Below are 19,004 nucleotides of genomic sequence, written 5' to 3'. Positions count from 1 at the left end.
CGGTGGGAATGCTCCGGGGTGCCCCGCTTCGGGGCCGTGCGTCGCTGATCGACCTCAACAGGCAGCCGCGCATGGCGATGTATGTCCTCACTCAGGGTGTCCGCGCCCTGGTTCGACGAGACCGGCGGTGAGAGTTCCTGGCTCCCGGGGTGGCTCACCCCGGTGACAGTGGCGGGACCGCGCCGGACTTCCACCGGCTTCCTCTCGTGCCGCCGCACTTGGCTCCGGCAGTCCACCACGCTCCCGGAACGGCCGTCAACTTGCAGTTGACCTGCGGGGCTGAAGTGTGCTCAGGCCCACAGAGGGGTTCGGGTGGGGGAGCGCGAAAGGGTGGTGCGAGGCATCGCCTCGCACCACCCTTTCCGGAAACGCTCGCGGGATCAGGCCATGATCAGGTAGATCCCGTAGCCCACCGCCGCCGCGCAGGCGGCGAAGCAGGCGTACGCACCGGTGAGCGCCAGGGCCGCGGACCGGCCCTGCTCGGCGGCCCGTTCGCGGCGGGACAGGCCGGTGATGCCGAGCGTGAACAGCGCCACCAGCGCCACCGTGACCACGAGGCTGACACCGAAGACGGAACCGAGGGCCGCCCAGTCGATCTTCATTGCTCTGCTGCTTTCCTTCGTGTGCCCGGATGCGTGACGGGGCGGTCAGACGGTGGTCTTCGCCGGCGGGTTCGCCGGGTCGGCACCCGCAGCGGCGGATGCCGGGGCGGTGGGCGCCGGAACCGAGGGGGCCGGGACGGTGGCCGTCAGCTCCTCCTCGAGGGTGCTCGTGGGAGGCGGGGTGACGGCGGCGATGGCCTGGGTCACCACGCCGGCCGGCTCCTCGGCCGGGGTGCCGGGGTCGTTGACGTTGGTGTGGTCGACCACCTCGCGCCGGGAGATCTTCCAGATCGCGGCGCTGGAGGCGACCAGGAAGAGGGCCACCAGGGCGGTGCCCCAGTCGCCGAAGCCGCAGACCCACTCGGCGAGCGCGGCGACCACCGCGGCGGCCGGCAGCGTCAGGCCCCAGGCGACGAACATCCGGGTGGCGGTCGACCAGCGGACCACACCGCCCTTGCGGCCGAGACCCGCGCCCATGACCGAGCCGGAGACCGAGTGCGTGGTGGACAGCGAGAAGCCGAGGTGGGAGGAGGCCAGGATGACCGTGGCGGCGCTGGTCTGGGCGGCGAAGCCCTGCTGCGGCTGAAGGTCGGTCAGGCCCTTGCCCATGGTGCGGATGATGCGCCAGCCGCCGAGGTAGGTGCCGAGCGCGATGGCGACGCCCGCGGAGAGGATGACCCACAGCGGCGGATCGGAGTCCGGGGCGAGCGCACCGCCGGCGATCAGGGCGAGGGTGATGATGCCCATCGTCTTCTGGGCGTCGTTGGTGCCGTGGGCCAGCGAGACCAGGCCGGCGGAGGCGATCTGCCCGGCCCGGTAGCCCTTCTCGGCGGCCTTGCCGTCGGCCTTCCGGCCGAGGCGGTAGGTCAGCCGGGCGGCGAGCATCGCGGCGATGCCGGCCACCAGCGGGGCGGCGAGCGCCGGGATCAGCACCTTGGTCACCAGAACGCCACCGTGCACCGCGCCGATGCCGGCGGTGGCGACGGTGGCGCCGATCAGGCCGCCCATCAGGGCGTGCGAGGAGCTGGACGGCAGACCGACCAGCCAGGTGAGGAGGTTCCAGAGGATCGCGCCGACCAGGGCGGCGAAGATGACCTCGGGACGGATGCCGGTCTCGTCGACGAGACCCTTGGAGATCGTGTTGGCGACCTCCACCGAGAGAAACGCACCGACAAGGTTGAGGACGGCGGACATGGCCACGGCCGCCTTGGGCCTCATCGCACCGGTCGAAATGGTCGTTGCCATCGCGTTCGCGGTGTCGTGGAAACCGTTCGTGAAATCGAACGCGAGTGCGGTCACCACCACAATCGCGAGGATCAGCGAGAAGCTTTCCATTTACCCAGGCAATCGTTCGAGGTCATTGGCTGGTCGAACGTAGGTAACCAGGGTGAACGGAAGATGAACTGGGAGGGGCACGGTGGTGACCGGAAGAGGCGGCTGCTGTTCCGCCGGTCGGCGGGGCCGGACCGTGCGGTGGGCCCGGCCCCGCGGGGGCGCGGCGGACCGGCCGCTCGGCGCACCCGCGCCAGCGCCTGCGACCGGCCGGGAGACCGTTGAAGCAGTTCTGGTCTCCCGGAGGAGTTCCGGTGCCGCCGCCGTCGTACCGCCGGAACGTCCACGACCGGCCCGCCGGCCGTGCGCCCGGCCCCGACCTGCTGAAACGGGCGCGCCACAGCGGGTGGTCCCGGCCGAAGGCGGCGGTGTTCCCGGTGCAGGCGCGCCGCCAGTGGGTGGTGGTGTGGATCACAGGCCGGCGGCCCGCGCACCGGTGGGCCTCGTCGCTGAACGAGCGGATGCAGGCGGCCGTCCGGGTCTTGCTGGGCCCGTGGCACTTCTTCTTGCGGTCGTGCGGGTCGTATGCGATGCCGAGAGCGGGCGGCAGTGTGCGCCCGTCGGCTCTCCAGGCGCCCCCGTTGCGTACGAGGTACGCCGCCTGCGCCCGGCCCGGGAAGCGGTCGGGCAGGCGAAGCGAGAGGCCCCGCGGATCAGCCCCGCCCTGCGGGAGCCGTCGTACTGCTGCCGGATGTGCGGATTGCGGTAGGTGGTGGACTCCGTCGCCTTGACGTGGACGAACCGGGCGCCCCTGGCCCTGGCCTTCGCCCGGTTCACGCTCTTCTGGTGCGACGAGACGTCGTACCCCTTCGGGCGGCTCGCCGATGCGGCGGGCGCCTCGGCCGGACGGTCCCGCCGAGCGCGAGCGCGGCCACGGAGGCTGAGGAGCCTGCGGCGGCGACGGGACACCGGTGTGCGCTCACGGGCCGTGCTTCCCCGGATGCGGCGATGTGCGCGGGAACGCCGCGACGCCACCGGAAGATCGTTGAATGCAGGACAGCCTCCGGCCAAGGTGATTCCGGCGACCGGTGTCGGGGGATATGCACCCTTACGGAGGGTCGCATTCCGGCCTAAAGCGCCCCGGCTCACAAGGGCACTGGAGGACTCCTGACAGGATCACGGCATGGCTGAGCAGCGAGACGACCGGCGTGGCGCCAGTGGCGTCGGGAACGGTGCGGGGGGCGTGGGGGAAGCACGAAGGCGGCGTGTGAGCGAGGAGGAGGCGCGCGCCTGGGCCGGCCTGGTGGACACCGCGCGGCGGACCACCGCCGAGGGGCTCGTCGTCGGCACCTCCGGCAACGTCTCGGTGCGTGTCGGGGAAACGGTGCTGGTCACGCCGTCCGGCGTGCCCTATGACCGGCTCACGCCGGACGATGTGACCGGCGTCGATCTCGCCGGGCGGCAGGTGCTCGGCACGCTGGTGCCGACGAGCGAGCTGCCGATGCATCTGGCGGTGTACCGGGCGACCGATGCGCGGGCCGTCGTCCATACGCACGCGGTACACGCGACGGCCGTCTCCACGCTCGTGCACGAGCTTCCTCTGATCCACTACATGGCCGCGGCGCTGGGCGGGCCGGTCCGGGTTGCCCGCTATGCGACGTACGGGACGGAGGAGTTGGCCGAGAACATGCTGGATGCGCTCAGCGATCGCACGGGGTGCCTGTTGCAGAACCACGGGACGCTGACGTACGGCTCGTCACTGGCCCAGGCGTACGACCGGACGGCGCAGCTGGAGTGGATGTGCCGGGTGTGGCTGGCGGCGTCCTCCGTGCCGGGGCGTGCGCCGAGTCTGCTGTCCCTGGCGCAGCTGGACGAGGTGGCTGAGCGCCTGCGGGGGTACGGGCAGCGCGGGGGTGACGGGGGCGGGGGCTGAGCCGCGGTGGGTGCGTCCGGGAGCGGCTCCCGGCACGACCGTCCGCAGCCGGGGACACCGGACTGCCCCGCGGCCGGGGGCGGGGCGTCACCCCTCTCGCGTCGCCCACTGGCCCGGTACCTGGCGGGCCGGGAGACTGGTGGGGTGCGTCCTGTCAGAGTGAGTGCTGCTGCCGTCTCCGCCGTGATAGGGGCCGGTGCCGCTGCTGTGGCCGCCGGCCGGTTCGCCAGTGAGAGCGCCCTGAAGGCGCCGCCGGGCAGGCCGCTGCCCACCGAGCCCCGGCTCACCGTGCACGGCACGGCCGCCGGGCAGGTCACTCTCACCCGGCACCTCGCAGCGCTGCGCCCCGGCCGCTACGGGCTGGCCGGCGACGGAGTCCATGCGGTGGTCGGGCCCGTCCTGGAGGGCGCCTCGCAGTCCGCCGACACCGTCGTGCGCCGCCTGGAACGCGTCACGCACGGCACGCTGGAGCCCGGCGACCGCGCCTGGCTGGTTCCCAACCTCCACGTCGGCGACCCCGGCACAGCCCTCGGCCTGGAGCACACCGACCTGAGCATCCCCGGCGAACTCGGCCCGCTGCCCGCCTGGTTCGTGCCGGGCGCCCGGGGCACCTGGGTGATCGCGGTGCACGGACTCGCCGCCACCCGGGAACACGCTCTGAACCTGCTGGAGTTCCTGCACGGCCACCGCTTCCCCGTTCTCGCCCTCGCCTACCGGGGCGACCAGGGCGCACCGCGCTCACCGGACGGTCTGCACCACTTCGGTGAGACCGAGTGGCGCGACCTGGACGCCGCGATCCGGCACGCCGTGGACTCGGGCGCCCGGCAGGTGGTGCTGCTCGGCTGGTCCACCGGCGCGACCATGGCGCTGCGCGCCGCCGCCCGCTCTCCGCTGCGGGAGCGGATCGCCGGGCTCGTACTGGACTCGCCGGTGCTCAGCTGGGAGGCGACCCTGCGCGCCCTGGCCGCCGCCCGCCACACCCCCGGCCCGCTGCTGCCGCTCGCGGTCCGCGCCGCCAAGGGCCGCACCGGTCTCTACGGCGACCGCGACCCCGGCGCGCTCCACCTGGACCGCATCGCCGTTCCGACCCACATCTTCCACGGCCCCGGCGACACCGTGGCCCCCTGGCACCACTCCCGCCGCCTCGCCGACGCCCACCCGAACACGGTCACCCTGCACCCGGTCACGGACGCCCCGCACGGCGCCATGTGGAACGCCCGCCCCGACGACTACGAGGAGGCCCTCCGCCGCTTCCTCACCCCCTTGATGTGACCCGTGACGTGAGCTCTCGCCGGATCTCCACCGAGATTCCGGTCCGCGCTCGCGCCGTGGCCTGATCACGCTCCTCACCGCCTTGTCAGGCCGTGCATTGGCCTCGTCCGTAGCCGCCCGTGACATTCCGTTTGGGTTTTCGGACCGTCAACCGGAAGACTGCACCCGTGACGTCCCGTATCCCGCGCGACTCCAGGCTCCGACTCGTCCGCCCGCGACCCCTGGCCGCCGCACCCAGAGCGATGAACCAGCGGCGCCCGCGCCGCCCCGCGCCGCGCCCTCCCGAGGGCACGCCGGCACCGGCGGCACTGGCCGGAATGGCCCGTTCCCAACTGGCCGGTGCGGTCCGGGTGGCCCGCTGGGCGGACGTCGCCCTCGGCCCCGGCCGGACCGCGGGCGACGGCAAGGCGACCCTCTCCGAGGCGACCGCGGAGCGCGCCGCCGAGGACCTCGGACTGACCCCGGCTCAGGTGCGCGCCGACTGGGACACCGCCCGCCTCGCCGGTCTGATCGAGGTGCACGGCGACAGGGCCCGCCCCGGCTGGCGGCTGCGTGCCTGGGACCGCGACGACAGCGCGGTGCTGCGCGGCTGGGTCGCCCTCTTCGACGCCTGGTCGCTGGCGCATCCCGAACCGGGAGGCCAGGAGCCCGGCGCCGTCGCCGAGGTCGTCTCGGCCATGCCGCAGGTGCTGTCCTTCCTCCAGCTCTCCGCCGGGCCCGTCCCGGTGTCCCAGCTGCTGGATCTGCTGCGCCAGCGGGTCACCGAACTGCGCACCGAGCGCTGCGAGATCGACTACGCGCCCCGGCCCGCGCCCGTCGTACCGGAGAGCACCGACGCACCGCTCGAGCCGCTCCTCGACTGGGCGCTGCGCGCGCTCGCCTCCGTGGGCGCGCTCACCTACGGGGACGGGCAGGCCACGCTCACCCCGCTGGGCAGCTGGGCGGTGTGGGTCAAGCTGGAGCAGATCTGTGTGGCCGCGCAGAGCCCCGCGGGGAACATCGAGCAGAGCGCCGAGGACATGCTGCGCGGCTGCGCGCAGCTGCGGCCGAATGCGGCCCGGGCCGAGTACCGGGCCTGGCTCGCCGCCCGTCCTGTGGGCAGCGCGGTCACCGAGCTGATCGATGCGGCGCGGGGTGAGGATGCGCTGCTGCGGGGGCTTGCCTTCGAGGCGCTGCGGGTGGTGGGGGCGCCGGCCGAGCCCGAGGTGCGGGCCGTGCTCGGCGAACCGGCGCTGCGGCCCTACGCGCTGCTGTGGCTCGCTGAGCACGACGGGGCCGATCCCGAGGACGCGCACGAGGTCCTGACCCGTGAGGAAGCCACCTGGCTGTGGGTCGACACCGCGGCTGCCGTGGCGGACCACGGGGAGGCGCCGATGCTGGTGCGGCACCTCGAGTCGGCGGTTCAGCCCACCGTTCCGGAGCTGCTGAAGGAGGTTCGCGCCGTCGGGCATCCGCGCACGGTGCAGGTGCTGGTCGCCCTTGCCGCCGCACACCCCGACCCCGCGCTGGCCCGAGCGGTCCGGCGAGCCGCGTTCCAGGTCCACACCGGCGGCTGACCGCGGCCCTGGGGCGCCGCAGGCATCTGCGGCGGCGCCGCAGGCACGGCCGGCTCAGCCGCCGCTCACCCGCGGGGAGATCGAGACCTCACGCCTTGATCTCGGGTGCGTACGTACCGAAGCTCCAGATGTTGCCCTCGAGGTCGCGGGCCATGTAGTCGCGGGAGCCGTAGTCCTGGTCCGTCGGGGGCATGAGGATCTCCGCGCCGTGCTCCACGGCGCGCTGGTGATGGCCGTCCACGTCGTCCACGACCACGTAGATGCCGGCCGGTCCCGCGTCCTTCATCGCCGTGTCGAAGGCGCCGCCCCGCCCCTTCGTGCCGAGCATCACCACGCCGTTGCCCTGCGCCAGCTCCGCGTGCTCCACCGAGCCGTCCTCGCCCTCGTACACGGCCAGCTCCGTGAAGCCGAAGGCCTCCGTGAGCTGGCGGACCGCCGCCTTCGCGTCGGTGTACAGCAGCGTGGGACAGATGCTGGGACGTCCGCCTGCCATGACGATCACTCCTCGAGTCGTCCGTTGTGCCGTTCGTCGTACCGCCCGTGGTGCCCGTCCGCTTGTCACCACTCGCGGTCAGTGTGACACCTGCCACTGACAACGACCCGGCACGGCAGCTCGGCGCCCCCGGCGCCGGAAATCCGCTTGCACCGCACCGTTAGAATGGCCCGCATGGCCATTCTCCTTGCGCATTAGACGGCGGGAACGACCTCAGCCGCCCACCCGCCACCCACCCGCTCAGGAGTCTGACCAGTGATCTCCGCTTCCGGTATCGAGCTGCGTGCCGGTGCCCGCGTCCTCGTCGAGAACGCCACCTTCCGCGTCGCCAAGGGCGACCGCATCGGCCTCGTCGGCCGCAACGGCGCAGGCAAGACCACCCTCACCAAGGTCCTCGCAGGCGAGGGCATCCCGGCCGCCGGTACCGTCACCCGCTCCGGTGAGGTGGGCTACCTCCCCCAGGACCCCCGCACCGGCGACCTCGACATGCTGGCCCGCGACCGCATCCTCTCCGCGCGCGGCCTGGACGTCCTGATCCGCAAGATGCGCGAGAACGAGGAGCGCATCGCCAACGGCAAGGGCGCCACCCGGGAGAAGGCGCTCAAGCAGTACGAGCGCCAGGAGACCGAGTTCCTCACCAAGGGCGGTTACGCCGCCGAGGCCGAGGCGGCCACCATCGCCGCCGCGCTCAAGCTGCCCGACCGGGTGCTCAACCAGCCCCTGCACACCCTCTCCGGCGGTCAGCGCCGCCGCATCGAGCTGGCCCGGATCCTGTTCTCCGACGCGGACACCCTGCTGCTCGACGAGCCGACCAACCACCTCGACGCCGACTCGATCATCTGGCTGCGCGACTACCTCAAGACGTACCGCGGCGGCTTCATCGTGATCTCCCACGACGTCGACCTGGTCGAGACCGTCGTCAACAAGGTGTTCTACCTGGACGCCAACCGCGCCACGATCGACATCTACAACATGGGCTGGAAGCTCTACCAGCAGCAGCGCGAGGCCGACGAGAAGCGCCGCAGGCGCGAGCGGCAGAACGCCGAGAAGAAGGCCGCCGCGCTCAACGCCCAGGCGGACAAGATGCGCGCCAAGGCCACCAAGACGGTCGCCGCGCAGAACATGGCCCGCCGTGCGGAGCGGCTGCTGGCCGGTCTCGAGGAGGTCCGCCAGTCCGACAAGGTCGCCAAGCTGCGCTTCCCGGAGCCGGCGCCCTGCGGCAAGACCCCGCTGATGGCCGAGGGCCTGTCCAAGTCGTACGGCTCGCTGGAGATCTTCACCGACGTCAGCCTGGCCATCGACCGGGGTTCCCGGGTCGTCATCCTCGGGCTCAACGGCGCGGGCAAGACCACCCTGCTGCGGCTGCTCGCGGGCGTCGAGCAGCCCGACACCGGTGCCGTCGTCCCCGGTCACGGGCTCAAGCTCGGCTACTACGCGCAGGAGCACGAGACCCTCGACCCGGACCGCACGGTGCTGGAGAACATGCGCTCCGCCGCACCCGACATGGATCTCGTCGAGGTCCGCAAGGTGCTCGGCTCGTTCCTGTTCTCCGGCGACGACGTCGACAAGCCGGCCGGGGTGCTCTCCGGCGGCGAGAAGACGCGCCTCGCCCTCGCCACCCTGGTCGTCTCCTCGGCGAACGTGCTGCTGCTCGACGAGCCGACCAACAACCTCGACCCGGCCAGCCGCGAGGAGATCCTCGGCGCCCTGCGCACCTACAAGGGCGCGGTCGTCCTGGTCACCCACGACGAGGGCGCGGTGGAGGCGCTGCAGCCGGAGCGGATCATTCTGCTGCCGGACGGCGTCGAGGACCTGTGGGGTGCGGACTACGCGGACCTGGTCGCCCTCGCCTGATCCCGAGACGCCCGATCCGGGTGCGCGGGGCCCCGGCACCGACCGTGTTCCGGCTGCCCACCCCGGCGTGATCAACGGCGTATGGATCATTCGGCCCATCGGTGATCCGTCATCTGTGTGAGATCTCCTCGTACCGGGGTGTGTCCTACACGGATTTCGCGGCCGGACCCCCGAGAAGCGGGGGTCCGGCCGCCCCGCCTTTCTGACCTGGCACTTCACGAAGGAACCCGTTCGGCGGTATCAAGGAGACCGGATGGAATTCCGCATTCCGCTTGTGGGGACGGACTCCTGTCGTCACAACCTTGTCTCACGGACCTTGCCGAATGGGTGGCCATCGGGCCCGGTAGGGGTGATCATGAGAAGACCAGAGCGCACTTCCCATGAGGAGGCACGGGTGGCCGAGACTCTGAAGAAGGGCAGCCGGGTTACCGGCGCCGCGCGCGACAAGCTCGCGGCAGACCTGAAGAAGAAGTACGACGCCGGTGCGAGCATCCGGGCGTTGGCCGAGGAGACCGGCCGCTCGTATGGCTTTGTGCACCGGATGCTGAGCGAGTCGGGCGTCACGCTCCGCGGGCGTGGCGGGGCAACCCGCGGCAAGAAGTCCGCGAGCTGACCCGGAGCGTCGAAACCGGAGCGCCCCGATAAGTGGCCACCCGGTCGGCCGACCGACCGGCTGGGTGGTTACTGTGCAGTCACTTAGCTGTGCCGCGGGACGGGTGCGAGCCTGTCGTGCGGTACGGAAGACGACCGCACCCTTCGGAGGCGCCCCATGGCTTCGTCCGCCCAGGACCTCGGTCCCGCCAGTCCCGTACTCGACAAGGACGGCGTACGGCTCACCGTCGACGACGCGATCGCCACGGTGACGCTGACCAACCCGGCCAAGCGCAATGCGCAGAGCCCCGCTCTCTGGCGCGCGCTGACCGAGGCCGGCCGGCTGCTGCCGGGCTCCGTCCGGGTCGTGGTGCTGCGCGGGGAGGGCAAGTCCTTCTCCGCGGGGCTCGACCGGCAGGCGTTCACGCCGGAGGGCTTCGACGGCGAGCCGTCGTTCACCGATCTCGCGCGCGGCGACGACGCGACGCTGGACGCGACCATCGCCGAGTACCAGGAGGCGTTCACCTGGTGGCGGCGCAGCGACATCGTGTCCATCGCGGCCGTGCAGGGCCATGCGATCGGCGCCGGCTTCCAGCTGGCCCTCGCCTGTGATCTGCGCGTGGTCGCCGACGACGTGCAGTTCGCCATGCGCGAGACCAGCCTGGGCCTGGTCCCCGACCTGACCGGCACCCACCCGCTGGTCGGGCTGGTCGGTTACGCCCGCGCGCTGGAGATCTGCGCGACCGGCCGCTTCGTCGGGGCCGAGGAGTCCGTGAGCATCGGCCTGGCCAATGTGGCGGTGCCCGCGGCCGACCTCGACGCGGCGGTCGGCGACCTCGCCTCCGCCCTGCTCGCGGCTCCCCGCGACGCGGTCATCGAGACCAAGGCGCTGCTGCGCGGCGCCCAGGACCGCACCTACGAGGAGCAGCGCGCCGCCGAACGCGCCGCCCAGGCCCGCCGCCTGCGCGACCTCGCCGGACTCGGCGAATGACCGGCACTCCCCTCAGTCGAGGGCGGTGACCAGGACCGCCGCCGTCGGCCGGTCCGGGAGCGTCTGCGACACGGCCGTGCGGACCGCGCGGGCCACCTCCACGGGGCGGTGGTCCGCGCGCACCGCCAGGTCCACGCGCACATGACGCCGGGGAAGCGCGGACGCGGCGGCCCCCGGCTCCGTGACGTGCACCGCGCGTCCCAGCACGCGCGTCAGCCTGCTCACCCCGGGGACGGCGAGCGCCGCCGCGGCGACCCGGCTCTCCTCGGAACCGGGTGGGGGCGCCTGATCCTCCTCGGAACCGGAACCGGAGCCGTCGCCCTCGTCAGCGGCCCCGGATCCTCCGGATTCCCCGGACCCCCCGGACCCCCCGGACCCTTTGTCCTTCCCGGACTCCCCGGACTCCCCGGACTCCCCAGGCTCCCGGCACTCCGCCCCGCCCCCGCCCGCCCCCTCCGTCTCCGGAGGGCCCTCCAGCAAGTCCGTCACCGTCAGGTCGATCTCCGTCACCGCCAGCCCGATGTGCTCCGCCGCGGCCTGCGCCAGTGCCGCCCGCAGGCGGTCCGCCGTGGCCGGCAGCGACTCCGACTCCAGCTCCGACGCGACCGCCGCGAACCGCGCCGTCAGCCGCAGCGGGGCCGGCGGCAGCGCGCTCGGCGGGGACGGCACCGCCGGCTCGGCCGCCTCCCCGGAGCCCGCGAGCCCGATCCGTACCGCGCCGAGGCGCACCTCGGGCACCCCCTGCGTCACCGCATCGCGCAGCACCGGTTCGACGGCACGCTCCGCGATCCACGCCCCGTCCCGCGCCCCGCCCAGGGGCAGCAGCCTGCCGAGGCCCAGCTGCCGCCGCACCGCCTGCGTCCATCGCTCCGCCGCCATTCCTCCAGCTTGCCGCATACCTGGCGCGCGACCACGCCAGCGCGCTTACGGTGGTCAGGAGGACGACCGAAGGGACGTAACGGCGATGACCGACATGACCGAAGGAGCCTCGACCCGAGGCCCCGACACGGAGAAGACCCTTCCGGAGAGCTCCGCACGCCAGGGCACCCGGCGAGGCGGCGGCGACCCCGCGACCCGCGGCCGTACCACCATCGCCGACGGTGTCGTGGAGAAGATCGCCGCACTGGCCGCCCGCGACGTGGTCGGCGTGCACGCCATGGGCAGCGGAGCGTCCCGCACCTTCGGCGCCGTGCGCGACCGGGTGCCCGGCTCGAAGTCGGTGACCCGCGGTGTCAAGGCCGAGGTCGGCGAGGTGCAGACCGCGCTCGACCTGGAGATCGTCGTCGACTACGGCGTCCCCATCGCGGATGTCGCCAGGGACGTGCGGGAGAACGTCATCGCGGCCGTGGAGCGGATGACCGGCCTGGAGGTCGTCGAGGTCAACATCGCGGTGAGCGATGTGAAGCTGCCCGACGAGGAGGACGAGGAGCCGGAGTCCCGGCTGCAGTGACGCACCCCCGGCGCGAGGAACTGAGGAGCGCACATGAGCATGGCCGTGGTCGGCATGATCGCCGGGATGGCGCTGGGCTTCGCCGGGTACTTCGGCGGATTCGGGGCCTTCCTGCTGGTGGCGGCCCTCGGGGCCGTCGGCTTCGGGGTCGGGCGGTTCCTCGAGGGGGACTACGAGCTCGGGGACTTCTTCCGCCCGCGCGGTGAACGGCGACGGTGACACGGGTGAGCACACAGGCCGGTGAGTCCGCGCCGGCGCCGGCCGCCGTCGCGCCCGGCGAGCGCGGAGCGACGAAGATCGCCGACCGGGTGGTCGCCAAGATCGCCTCCCGGGCCGCCCGAGAGGCCGTCGGCGCGCTGCACCCGGACGCCGCACCGCCGCACGCCACCGTCGTGGTGCACGACGACACCGCCCGGGTCCGCGTCCACGTCGAGCTCGACTACCCGTGCGACATCGGCGGCCGGTGCGGGCAGGTGCGCAGCCAGGTCACCGAACGGGTGGGCACGCTGGCCGGCATGCATGTGCCGGAGGTGGTCGTGCACGTGGAGCGGCTCCACCTGGCGACGGCGCCGGGCGCGGCCCAGGGGAGGATCCGATGAGCGAATACACCGGCACGGTCCTCGACAAGACCCCGCCGCCGCCGGCGTCGGCCGGGCCCGGACGGAAGCAGCGCCGGCGCTTCTGGTCGGCCCGCCGCGTCCCTGCGGCGCTGCTCGCGCTGGTGACCCTGGTGATCGCGGGCGCGTTCCTCTACGACATCGCCGCCGTGCGCGCCGACCGGCCCGCGATGAAGTGGCGCCGCGAGCTGGCGCGGCAGCTGGCCCGACGGCCCCTGGACGACATCTGGGTGCTGGTCGGCGCCGGCGTCGCCGCAGCGCTGGGCCTGTGGCTGCTCCTGCTGGCACTGACCCCTGGACTGCGGCCGCTGCTCACCATGCGCCGCACCCACCCCGACGTCCGCGCCGGACTGCACCGGGACGCGGCCGCGTTGGTGCTGCGGGACCGGGCCATGGAGGTGGCGGGTGTGCAGTCGGTGCGGGTGCGGGTGCGGCGCCGCCGGGCCGACGTCCGCGCGGTGTCGCACTTCCGGGAACTGGACGAGGTGCACGACGACCTGGACGCCGTCCTCACCGACGCGGTGCGCGGGCTCGGTCTCGCCCGGCCGCCCGCCCTGTCGGTGCGGGTGCGGCGCTCCGGCAGGAAGGGGTGAGGGCGGTGCTCAGGGTCGTCAACCGTGTCCTGCTCGGCCTGGCCGGGCTGGTGCTCGTCGCCCTCGGCGGCTCGGTGCTGGCGATCGGGCTGGGAGCGCCGGCCCCGTCCTGGTGGCTGCACGACGGCAAGGACGACGTGCTGCTGAGCGAGGCGGAGCGCACCCGCTGGCGGGAGGAGGGCTGGTGGTGGCCGGTGGTCGTCGCGGTTCTCGCCGCCCTGCTGCTGCTCGCCCTGTGGTGGCTGGTCGCGGTGCTGCGCCGGCGCCGCCTCGCCCACGTCCTGGTGGACACCGGCGACGGCGAGGAGGCGGTGGTGCACGGCCGGGCCCTCGAACACGCGCTCACCGAGGACGCCGCGCACCTGTCGGGCGTCGAACAGGCCCAGGTCCATCTCACCGGCCGCCGCCAGGCCCCCGCGGTCCGGGTACGCATGTCTCTGGCCCCCCACATCGACCCCGGCACGGCCCTGGACGACCTGACCCACCGCACCCTGGCCCACGCCCGCGACTCGGCAGGCCTGGCCGGCCTCCCGGCCGAGGTCCGCCTGCGCGGCGTCCGCCACCGGGCCGAACGGGTGAGCTGACCCGACGGCCCGGCCGGCGCGGCTCGGACGCCGTGCCGGGGGCCGCCCGGTCCCGCTCTCAGAACCCGTGCCGGTAGCCGCCGTCCACCGGCAGCATGACGCCGGAGACATAGGACGCCGCAGGGGAGAGGAGGAAGGCCGCGGTCCGGCCGAACTCCTCGGGGGTGCCGTAGCGGCGGAGCGGAATGCGGGACTCGGCGGCCCGGCGGGTGGCCTCCGGGTCGGCGGAGCCGGCGTCCAGCTCGCGCACCCGGTCGGTGTCGATCCGGCCCGGCAGCAGGCCGACGACGCGGATGCCGCGCGGACCCAGCTCGTCCGCCAGGGACTTGGCGAAGCCGGCCAGGCCAGGGCGCAGCCCGTTGGAGATGGTCAGGCCGGGGATCGGCTCGTGCACCGAACCGGAGAGCACGAAGCCGATGACGCCGCCCTCGTTCAGCTCGGTGGCCGCGGCCCGGGCCAGCCGCACCGCGCCCAGGAACACCGACTCGAACGCCGCCCGCCACTGCTCGTCCGTGTTGTCCGCGACGAAGCCCGGCGGTGGCCCGCCCACGCTGATGAGGATGCCGTCGAAGCGGCCGAAGCGCTCCCGCGCGGTCCCGATCAGCCGGGCCGGCGCCTCGGGGTCGGCGTTGTCCGCGGCCACGCCCACCGCGTTCGGCCCCAACGCGACCGCCGCCTCGGCGGTGCTCTTCTCCTCCCGCCCCGAGACGACCACCTTCGCCCCGTCGGCGACCAGTTCCCGTGCCGAGGCGTGGCCCAGCCCGCGGGTCGCCCCGGTGACGACGTACACCCGGTCCTTCAGTCCAAGATCCATGCGCCCTATCCTGCCTGCTGGTCCCCGTACAGGGCGAGGGCCGTGTTCACCAGGCCGATGTGGCTGAACGCCTGGGGGAAGTTGCCCAGCAGCCGGCCCTGCACCGGGTCGTACTCCTCCGCCAGCAGCCCGACGTCGTTGGCGAGCCCCAGCAGCCGCTCGAACAGCTCCCTGGCCTCCTCGGTGCGGCCCGTCAGATGCAGGGCGTCCGCCAGCCAGAAGGTGCAGGCGATGAAGGTGCCCTCCTCGCCGGGCAGCCCGTCGACGGTGCGCGCCTGGGAGGAGTAGCGGCGCAGCAGGCCGCCCTGCCCCAGCTCCTTGCGGACGGCGTCGATGGTGCCGGTCACCCGGGGGTCGTCCGGCGGCAGGAACCCCACCCTCGGGATGAGCAGCAGGGCGGCGTCCAGTTCCCGTGAGCCGTAGGACTGGGTGAAGGTGTTCCGCTCGGGGTCGTAGCCCTTCTCGCAGACCTCCCGGTGCACCTCCTCGCGCAGTTGCCGCCAGCCCTCGAGGTCGCCCTCGAGCTCGGGGTGCTCCTCGAGGGTGCGCACCGCGCGGTCGGCGGCCACCCACACCATCACCTTGGAGTGTACGAAGTGACGCCGGCCGCCGCGCACCTCCCACAGCCCCTCGTCCGGCTGCCGCCAGGCCGTGCGCAGGAAGTCCATCAGGACCGTCTGCAGCGCCCATATGTCCGGCTTCGGGGGCAGCCCGGAACGCCTCGCCAGCGCCAGCGAGTCCATCACCTCGCCGTAGACGTCCAGCTGGAGCTGGTTGACCGCGTCGTTGCCGACCCGCACCGGCCGGGCCCCGTCGAACCCGGCCAGCCAGGGCAGTTCCAGCTCGGGCAGCCGCCGCTCGCCCGCCACGCCGTACATGATCTGCAGGTCCGCGGGGTCGCCGGCGACCGCGCGCAGCAGCCAGTTGCGCCACGCCTCGGCCTCCTCCTTGTACCCGGCGGCCAGCAGCGCGTTGAGGGTGAGGGTGGAGTCGCGCAGCCAGCAGAAGCGGTAGTCCCAGTTGCGCACCCCGCCCGGCTCCTCCGGCAGCGAGGTGGTGGGCGCGGCGACGATGCCGCCGGTGGGCGCGTAGGTGAGCGCCTTGAGCGTGATCAGCGAGCGGACCACGGCGTCCCGGTGCGGGCCGCGGTAGCGGCAGCGCGCAGCCCAGGCGCGCCAGTCGGTGACGCTGTGCCCCAGCGAGGTGTACGGGTCGACCAGCGGCGGGCGGGGTTCGTGGGAGGGGTGCCAGGTGAGCACGAACGCGACCTGCTCGCCCTCGCGCACCGTGAACTGCGAGTGGGTGCCCAGCTCCTCGCCCCAGGTGTGCACCTCCGGCTCGCTGCGCAGCCACACCGAGTCCGGCCCGGCGACCGCCACCCGGTGGCCGTCCTCCCGGCGCACCCAGGGCACCGCCGAGCCGTAGTCGAAGCGCAGCCGCAGCGTGCTGTGGACGGTGACCTCGCCGCTCAGGCCCTGCACGATGCGGACCAGGTCGGGTGCCCGGTCGCGCTGCGGCATCAGGTCGGTGACCATGACCGTGCCCTCGTCCGTCTCCCACACCGTGTCCAGGACGAGGGTGTCGGGGCGGTAGGCGCGGCGGGTGCAGCGGTCGGCGCCGACCGGGGCGATGCGCCAGTGGCCGTTGTTCTCGTCACCGAGCAGCCGGGCGAAGCAGGCCCCCGAGTCGAAGCGTGGCAGGCACAGCCAGTCCACGGAGCCGTCCGTGCCGATCAGGGCGGCGGTCTGTTCGTCGCCGATGAGCGCGTAGTCCTCGATGCGATGCACGTGGTGCGGATGCCCGCCGACCGGCGGGGGCAATCAGGGCTGCGGCCGGGGGAGTGACGGTCCCGAGGCGGCGGGGGAGCCCTCGCCGGAGAAGATCACACCGGGGTCCGAGGGGGCCTGGTTGAGCACCCACAGGCCGATCAGCGTGGCCAGCGTGAACACCACGGCCACCAGCACGGTCAGCACGAGCCGGCGCCGGCGCTCCCGGCGCAGCCACTCGCCGCGGGCGGTGCGGTAGGCGTCGGGGTCGGGCAGCACCCCGCCGGCCAGGGCCGCCAGGGCGTCGGCGAGCTCCCGTTCGGTGCGTTCGGTGTCCGTCAGGGCGGGTTCGGCGCCGCCGGGGGTGTGGTCCGGGGTGTCTCGCGACCCGGTCGCGTCTCGATGCGTCATCGCCGGGCCTCCATCGCCTGGGTGAGCGCGGCGATGCCGCGGGAGGTGTGGGTCTTGACCGAGCCGCAGGTGATGCCCATGGCGGCGGCGATCTCGGACTCCTTCAGGCCGAGCCAGTGCCGCAGCACCAGCGCCTCGCGCTGCCGGGTCGGCAGCTGCTGGAGTGCGTCGATGAGCACCCGCTGGTCGTCGCGGAGCAGGGCGGTGTTCTCCGCGGAGGCGACCGTCTCGTCCGGCGGGGTCTCGCTCAGCCGCCGGGCGACCTGGAGGTGGCGTATGCGCATCCGGGTCAGATTGCAGACGGTGGAGCGCAGGTAGGCCTCGGCCGCGGCCACGTCCTTCAGCTTCCGCCACCGGCGGTAGATCTGGTAGTAGGCCTCGGCCACCACGTTCTCCGGGTCGTCGGCGCCGAGCAGCACGGCCAGCCGCAGCATCGAGGAGTAGTGCAGCTCGAACAGCCGGGCCACACCGGCCTCGCGCTCCAGCTCGTCCGGGTCGGTGACCGGCACCCGTGCGGCCGGCGGCGTCACCGGCTCCGGCGGCGCCGTCTTCTCGGGCGGGGCCGCCGGCTCGGGCGGGGGAGCGGCCGGGGAGGCGGCCGGCGGCAGGGTGGTGGTCCGAGGGGCGTGTCTGCGTCTCACGGTGTGTTGGCTCCCGTCTCCGGGTGTCGCCTGGGCAGCAGGCGGGACGGCAGGTCGGTGGCGTCGCGGCCGCGGGTGACACCGAGGAGGCGCAGCACCCCGGTGCCGGTGACGGCCACGGTCAGATTGAGCAGCAGGGCGGCGACCCCGGCGTAGACCTCGAGCGGTCCGGCGCCCAGGTCGAGGGGCACGATCGAGGAGAAGCCCTCCCGCACCACCAGATACGTCCCGGTCGCCATGCCGACGGCCCACCCGGCGAGCAGCGCCCGCGGATGCAGCCACCGGGTGTACAGGCCGACGGCGACGGCCGGGAAGATCTGCAGGATCCACACCCCGCCGAGCAGCTGGAGGTTGATGGCGTCCTGGTCGCGCAGCCCGAACACGAAGGCGACCGCGCCGACCTTCGCGGTGAGCGACACGGCCTTGGCGATGCGCACCTGCCGCTTCGGGGTGGCGGTGGGATGGACGTACTCGACGTACACGTTCCGTACGAAGCTGGTCGCGGCGGCGATCGACATCACCGCGGCCGGCACCAGCGCGCCCACCACGATCGCGCCGAACACCAGTCCTGCCACCGGCCCCGGCATCAGGCGCTCCACCAGCATCGGCACGGCCGCCTCGGCCCCGCCCTCCGGCGCCCGCACCCCGGCCGCCAGGGCGGCGATGCCGAGGAAGCCGAACAGCGCGAGCAGCGCCGTCCAGGCGGGCAGCCCGACGGAGACCTTGCGAAGGGTGCGGGAGGTGTCGGCGGCGAAACCGGCGGTGAGCACATGCGGGTACATCAGCAGCGCCAGCGCGGAGCCGAGCGCGAGCGTCGCATAGGCGGGCTGCTGCCCGGCGGTGAGCAGCAGCGGGGAGTGGGCGGCGTCGGTGCCGCCGAGGGCCCGGCCGGCGCCGTCGAAGACCGCGCCCGGCCCGCCGAAGCGGCGCAGCACCAGCCAGCACACGGCGGTCAGCGAGACGAACACGGCCACCGCCTTGAGCGCGGCGATCACGGCGGGTGCCCGCAGCCCGTGCCGGTAGGTGGCCACGGCCAGCCCGGCGAACAGGGCCACCATCAGCAGGTCGCCGGTCGCCCCGTGCGGGTAGAGGCCACCCGCCGCGAGCACCGCACGGATCCCGAGCAGCTGCAGCGCCAGGTACGGCATCGTGGCGAGGATGCCGGTCAGCGCCACCACCAGCGCCAGCGGCGGCGACCCGTACCGGCCGCGCACGAAATCGGCCGCGGTGACATAGCCGTGCCGCCGGGCCACGCTCCACAGACGGCTCAGCAGCACGAAGGCGAGCGGGCAGACGATCACGGTGTACGGGACGGCGAAGAAGGCGGGCGCGCCGTTGCCGTAGGCAAGACCGGGGACGGCGGTGAAGGTGTAGGCGGTGTAGATCGTGCCGCCGAGCAGCAGCCAGGTCCACCCGGGGCCGAGGCTGCGGTCGGCGAGCGCCCAGCCGTCCAGCGAGGGGAGCCGGTCGCTCGGCCGGAGCCGCCGCGCGGTGACCGCGAGCAGCGACGCCCCGCCGATCACGGCGAGGAATGTCGCGGTCATGGCGCCGTCGGCCATGGGTC

General features: G+C 73.5%; 20 protein-coding genes, 1 pseudogene and 1 riboswitch. Of the genes and pseudogenes, 11 read left to right on the top strand and 10 right to left on the bottom strand.

Annotated features, from left to right (window positions below):
* Positions 1–109: 109 nt before the first annotated feature.
* Positions 110–252, bottom strand: a riboswitch (cobalamin riboswitch).
* Positions 253–380: 128 nt separating this feature from the next.
* The 3 genes and pseudogenes from HCJ93_RS04710 to HCJ93_RS04700 form a co-directional block, all read right to left on the bottom strand.
* On the bottom strand, positions 381–602 hold the full coding sequence (locus HCJ93_RS04710; protein WP_167991334.1) for a hypothetical protein: 222 nt from the start codon (positions 600–602) through the stop codon (positions 381–383).
* Positions 603–647: 45 nt separating this feature from the next.
* Positions 648–1,937: an inorganic phosphate transporter gene (locus HCJ93_RS04705; RefSeq protein WP_167991332.1), complete on the bottom strand. Its 1,290-nt coding sequence runs from the start codon at positions 1,935–1,937 to the stop codon at positions 648–650.
* A gap of 22 nt (positions 1,938–1,959) precedes the next feature.
* Positions 1,960–2,711: pseudogene (locus HCJ93_RS04700) on the bottom strand (GH25 family lysozyme).
* A 346-nt stretch (positions 2,712–3,057) separates the two neighbouring features.
* Between HCJ93_RS04700 and HCJ93_RS04695 the strand changes: the two are divergent.
* From HCJ93_RS04695 to HCJ93_RS04685, 3 genes are all read left to right on the top strand, one after another.
* Entirely contained in the window at positions 3,058–3,807 is a 750-nt protein-coding gene (locus HCJ93_RS04695; RefSeq protein WP_167991330.1) for a class II aldolase/adducin family protein, read from the top strand.
* A 159-nt stretch (positions 3,808–3,966) separates the two neighbouring features.
* Entirely contained in the window at positions 3,967–5,079 is a 1,113-nt protein-coding gene (locus tag HCJ93_RS04690; protein ID WP_373563552.1) for an alpha/beta hydrolase, read from the top strand.
* 167 nt (positions 5,080–5,246) lie between these two features.
* Complete coding sequence (locus HCJ93_RS04685) at positions 5,247–6,635, top strand: hypothetical protein (protein WP_309141306.1); 1,389 nt, start codon at positions 5,247–5,249, stop codon at positions 6,633–6,635.
* Between the two features lie 88 nt (positions 6,636–6,723).
* On the opposite strand, the gene HCJ93_RS04680 is transcribed toward HCJ93_RS04685, so the two are convergent.
* Positions 6,724–7,128, bottom strand: a complete 405-nt coding sequence (locus HCJ93_RS04680) for a VOC family protein (protein WP_167991325.1) — start codon at positions 7,126–7,128, stop codon at positions 6,724–6,726.
* A gap of 255 nt (positions 7,129–7,383) precedes the next feature.
* Here HCJ93_RS04680 and HCJ93_RS04675 point away from each other — a divergent pair, with 255 nt between their 5' ends.
* The 3 genes from HCJ93_RS04675 to HCJ93_RS04665 all read left to right on the top strand — a co-directional run bounded on the left by HCJ93_RS04675 (position 7,384) and on the right by HCJ93_RS04665 (position 10,564).
* The gene (locus HCJ93_RS04675; RefSeq protein WP_167991324.1) at positions 7,384–8,982 is read left to right on the top strand and encodes an ABC-F family ATP-binding cassette domain-containing protein; all 1,599 of its coding nucleotides are present in this window, start codon (positions 7,384–7,386) and stop codon (positions 8,980–8,982) included.
* Between the two features lie 394 nt (positions 8,983–9,376).
* Entirely contained in the window at positions 9,377–9,595 is a 219-nt protein-coding gene (locus tag HCJ93_RS04670; protein WP_309141305.1) for a helix-turn-helix domain-containing protein, read from the top strand.
* 156 nt (positions 9,596–9,751) lie between these two features.
* Complete coding sequence (locus HCJ93_RS04665; RefSeq protein ID WP_167991321.1) at positions 9,752–10,564, top strand: enoyl-CoA hydratase/isomerase family protein; 813 nt, start codon at positions 9,752–9,754, stop codon at positions 10,562–10,564.
* Positions 10,565–10,576: 12 nt separating this feature from the next.
* Here HCJ93_RS04665 and HCJ93_RS04660 read toward each other — a convergent pair whose 3' ends face one another.
* Positions 10,577–11,443, bottom strand: coding sequence for a hypothetical protein (locus HCJ93_RS04660; RefSeq protein ID WP_167991319.1), 867 nt, complete (start codon positions 11,441–11,443; stop codon positions 10,577–10,579).
* Between the two features lie 85 nt (positions 11,444–11,528).
* Between HCJ93_RS04660 and HCJ93_RS04655 the strand changes: the two genes are divergently transcribed.
* The 5 genes from HCJ93_RS04655 to amaP are packed head-to-tail and all read left to right on the top strand — an operon-like array spanning position 11,529 to position 13,808.
* Entirely contained in the window at positions 11,529–12,014 is a 486-nt protein-coding gene (locus HCJ93_RS04655; RefSeq protein WP_167991317.1) for an Asp23/Gls24 family envelope stress response protein, read from the top strand.
* A 33-nt stretch (positions 12,015–12,047) separates the two neighbouring features.
* Positions 12,048–12,233, top strand: coding sequence for a hypothetical protein (locus tag HCJ93_RS04650; protein ID WP_167991315.1), 186 nt, complete (start codon positions 12,048–12,050; stop codon positions 12,231–12,233).
* Complete coding sequence (locus HCJ93_RS04645; RefSeq protein WP_373563551.1) at positions 12,230–12,613, top strand: Asp23/Gls24 family envelope stress response protein; 384 nt, start codon at positions 12,230–12,232, stop codon at positions 12,611–12,613. The genes HCJ93_RS04650 and HCJ93_RS04645 overlap by 4 nt, the downstream gene beginning before the upstream one ends.
* Entirely contained in the window at positions 12,610–13,224 is a 615-nt protein-coding gene (locus HCJ93_RS04640; RefSeq protein WP_240967444.1) for a DUF6286 domain-containing protein, read from the top strand. Before HCJ93_RS04645 ends, HCJ93_RS04640 begins: the two co-directional genes overlap by 4 nt.
* On the top strand, positions 13,221–13,808 hold the full coding sequence (gene amaP / locus HCJ93_RS04635; RefSeq protein ID WP_167991312.1) for an alkaline shock response membrane anchor protein AmaP: 588 nt from the start codon (positions 13,221–13,223) through the stop codon (positions 13,806–13,808). The genes HCJ93_RS04640 and amaP overlap by 4 nt, the downstream gene beginning before the upstream one ends.
* A gap of 58 nt (positions 13,809–13,866) precedes the next feature.
* Here amaP and HCJ93_RS04630 read toward each other — a convergent pair whose 3' ends face one another.
* From HCJ93_RS04630 to HCJ93_RS04610, 5 genes are read right to left on the bottom strand one after another with little or no spacing between them, the layout of a single operon-like run.
* A complete protein-coding gene (locus HCJ93_RS04630) occupies positions 13,867–14,622 on the bottom strand; it encodes an SDR family oxidoreductase (RefSeq protein WP_167991310.1) in 756 nt (251 codons plus the stop codon).
* Positions 14,623–14,627: 5 nt separating this feature from the next.
* Positions 14,628–16,409, bottom strand: coding sequence for a glycoside hydrolase family 15 protein (locus tag HCJ93_RS04625; protein WP_167991308.1), 1,782 nt, complete (start codon positions 16,407–16,409; stop codon positions 14,628–14,630).
* 33 nt (positions 16,410–16,442) lie between these two features.
* Positions 16,443–16,799: a hypothetical protein gene (locus HCJ93_RS04620; RefSeq protein ID WP_206316886.1), complete on the bottom strand. Its 357-nt coding sequence runs from the start codon at positions 16,797–16,799 to the stop codon at positions 16,443–16,445.
* Entirely contained in the window at positions 16,796–17,440 is a 645-nt protein-coding gene (locus tag HCJ93_RS04615) for a sigma-70 family RNA polymerase sigma factor (protein ID WP_167991306.1), read from the bottom strand. Before HCJ93_RS04615 ends, HCJ93_RS04620 begins: the two co-directional genes overlap by 4 nt.
* Positions 17,437–18,999 carry a sodium:solute symporter family protein gene (locus HCJ93_RS04610; RefSeq protein ID WP_167991305.1) on the bottom strand — a complete coding sequence of 521 codons (1,563 nt, stop codon included), beginning with the start codon at positions 18,997–18,999 and terminating at the stop codon, positions 17,437–17,439. Before HCJ93_RS04610 ends, HCJ93_RS04615 begins: the two co-directional genes overlap by 4 nt.
* Positions 19,000–19,004 lie beyond the last annotated feature (5 nt).

The sequence above is a fragment of the Streptomyces composti genome, from assembly GCF_012034205.1.
GTDB lineage: Bacteria > Actinomycetota > Actinomycetes > Streptomycetales > Streptomycetaceae > Streptomyces > Streptomyces composti.
Note: the sequence above shows the minus strand (reverse complement) of the source record. Positions and strands in the feature narration are given on the sequence as shown.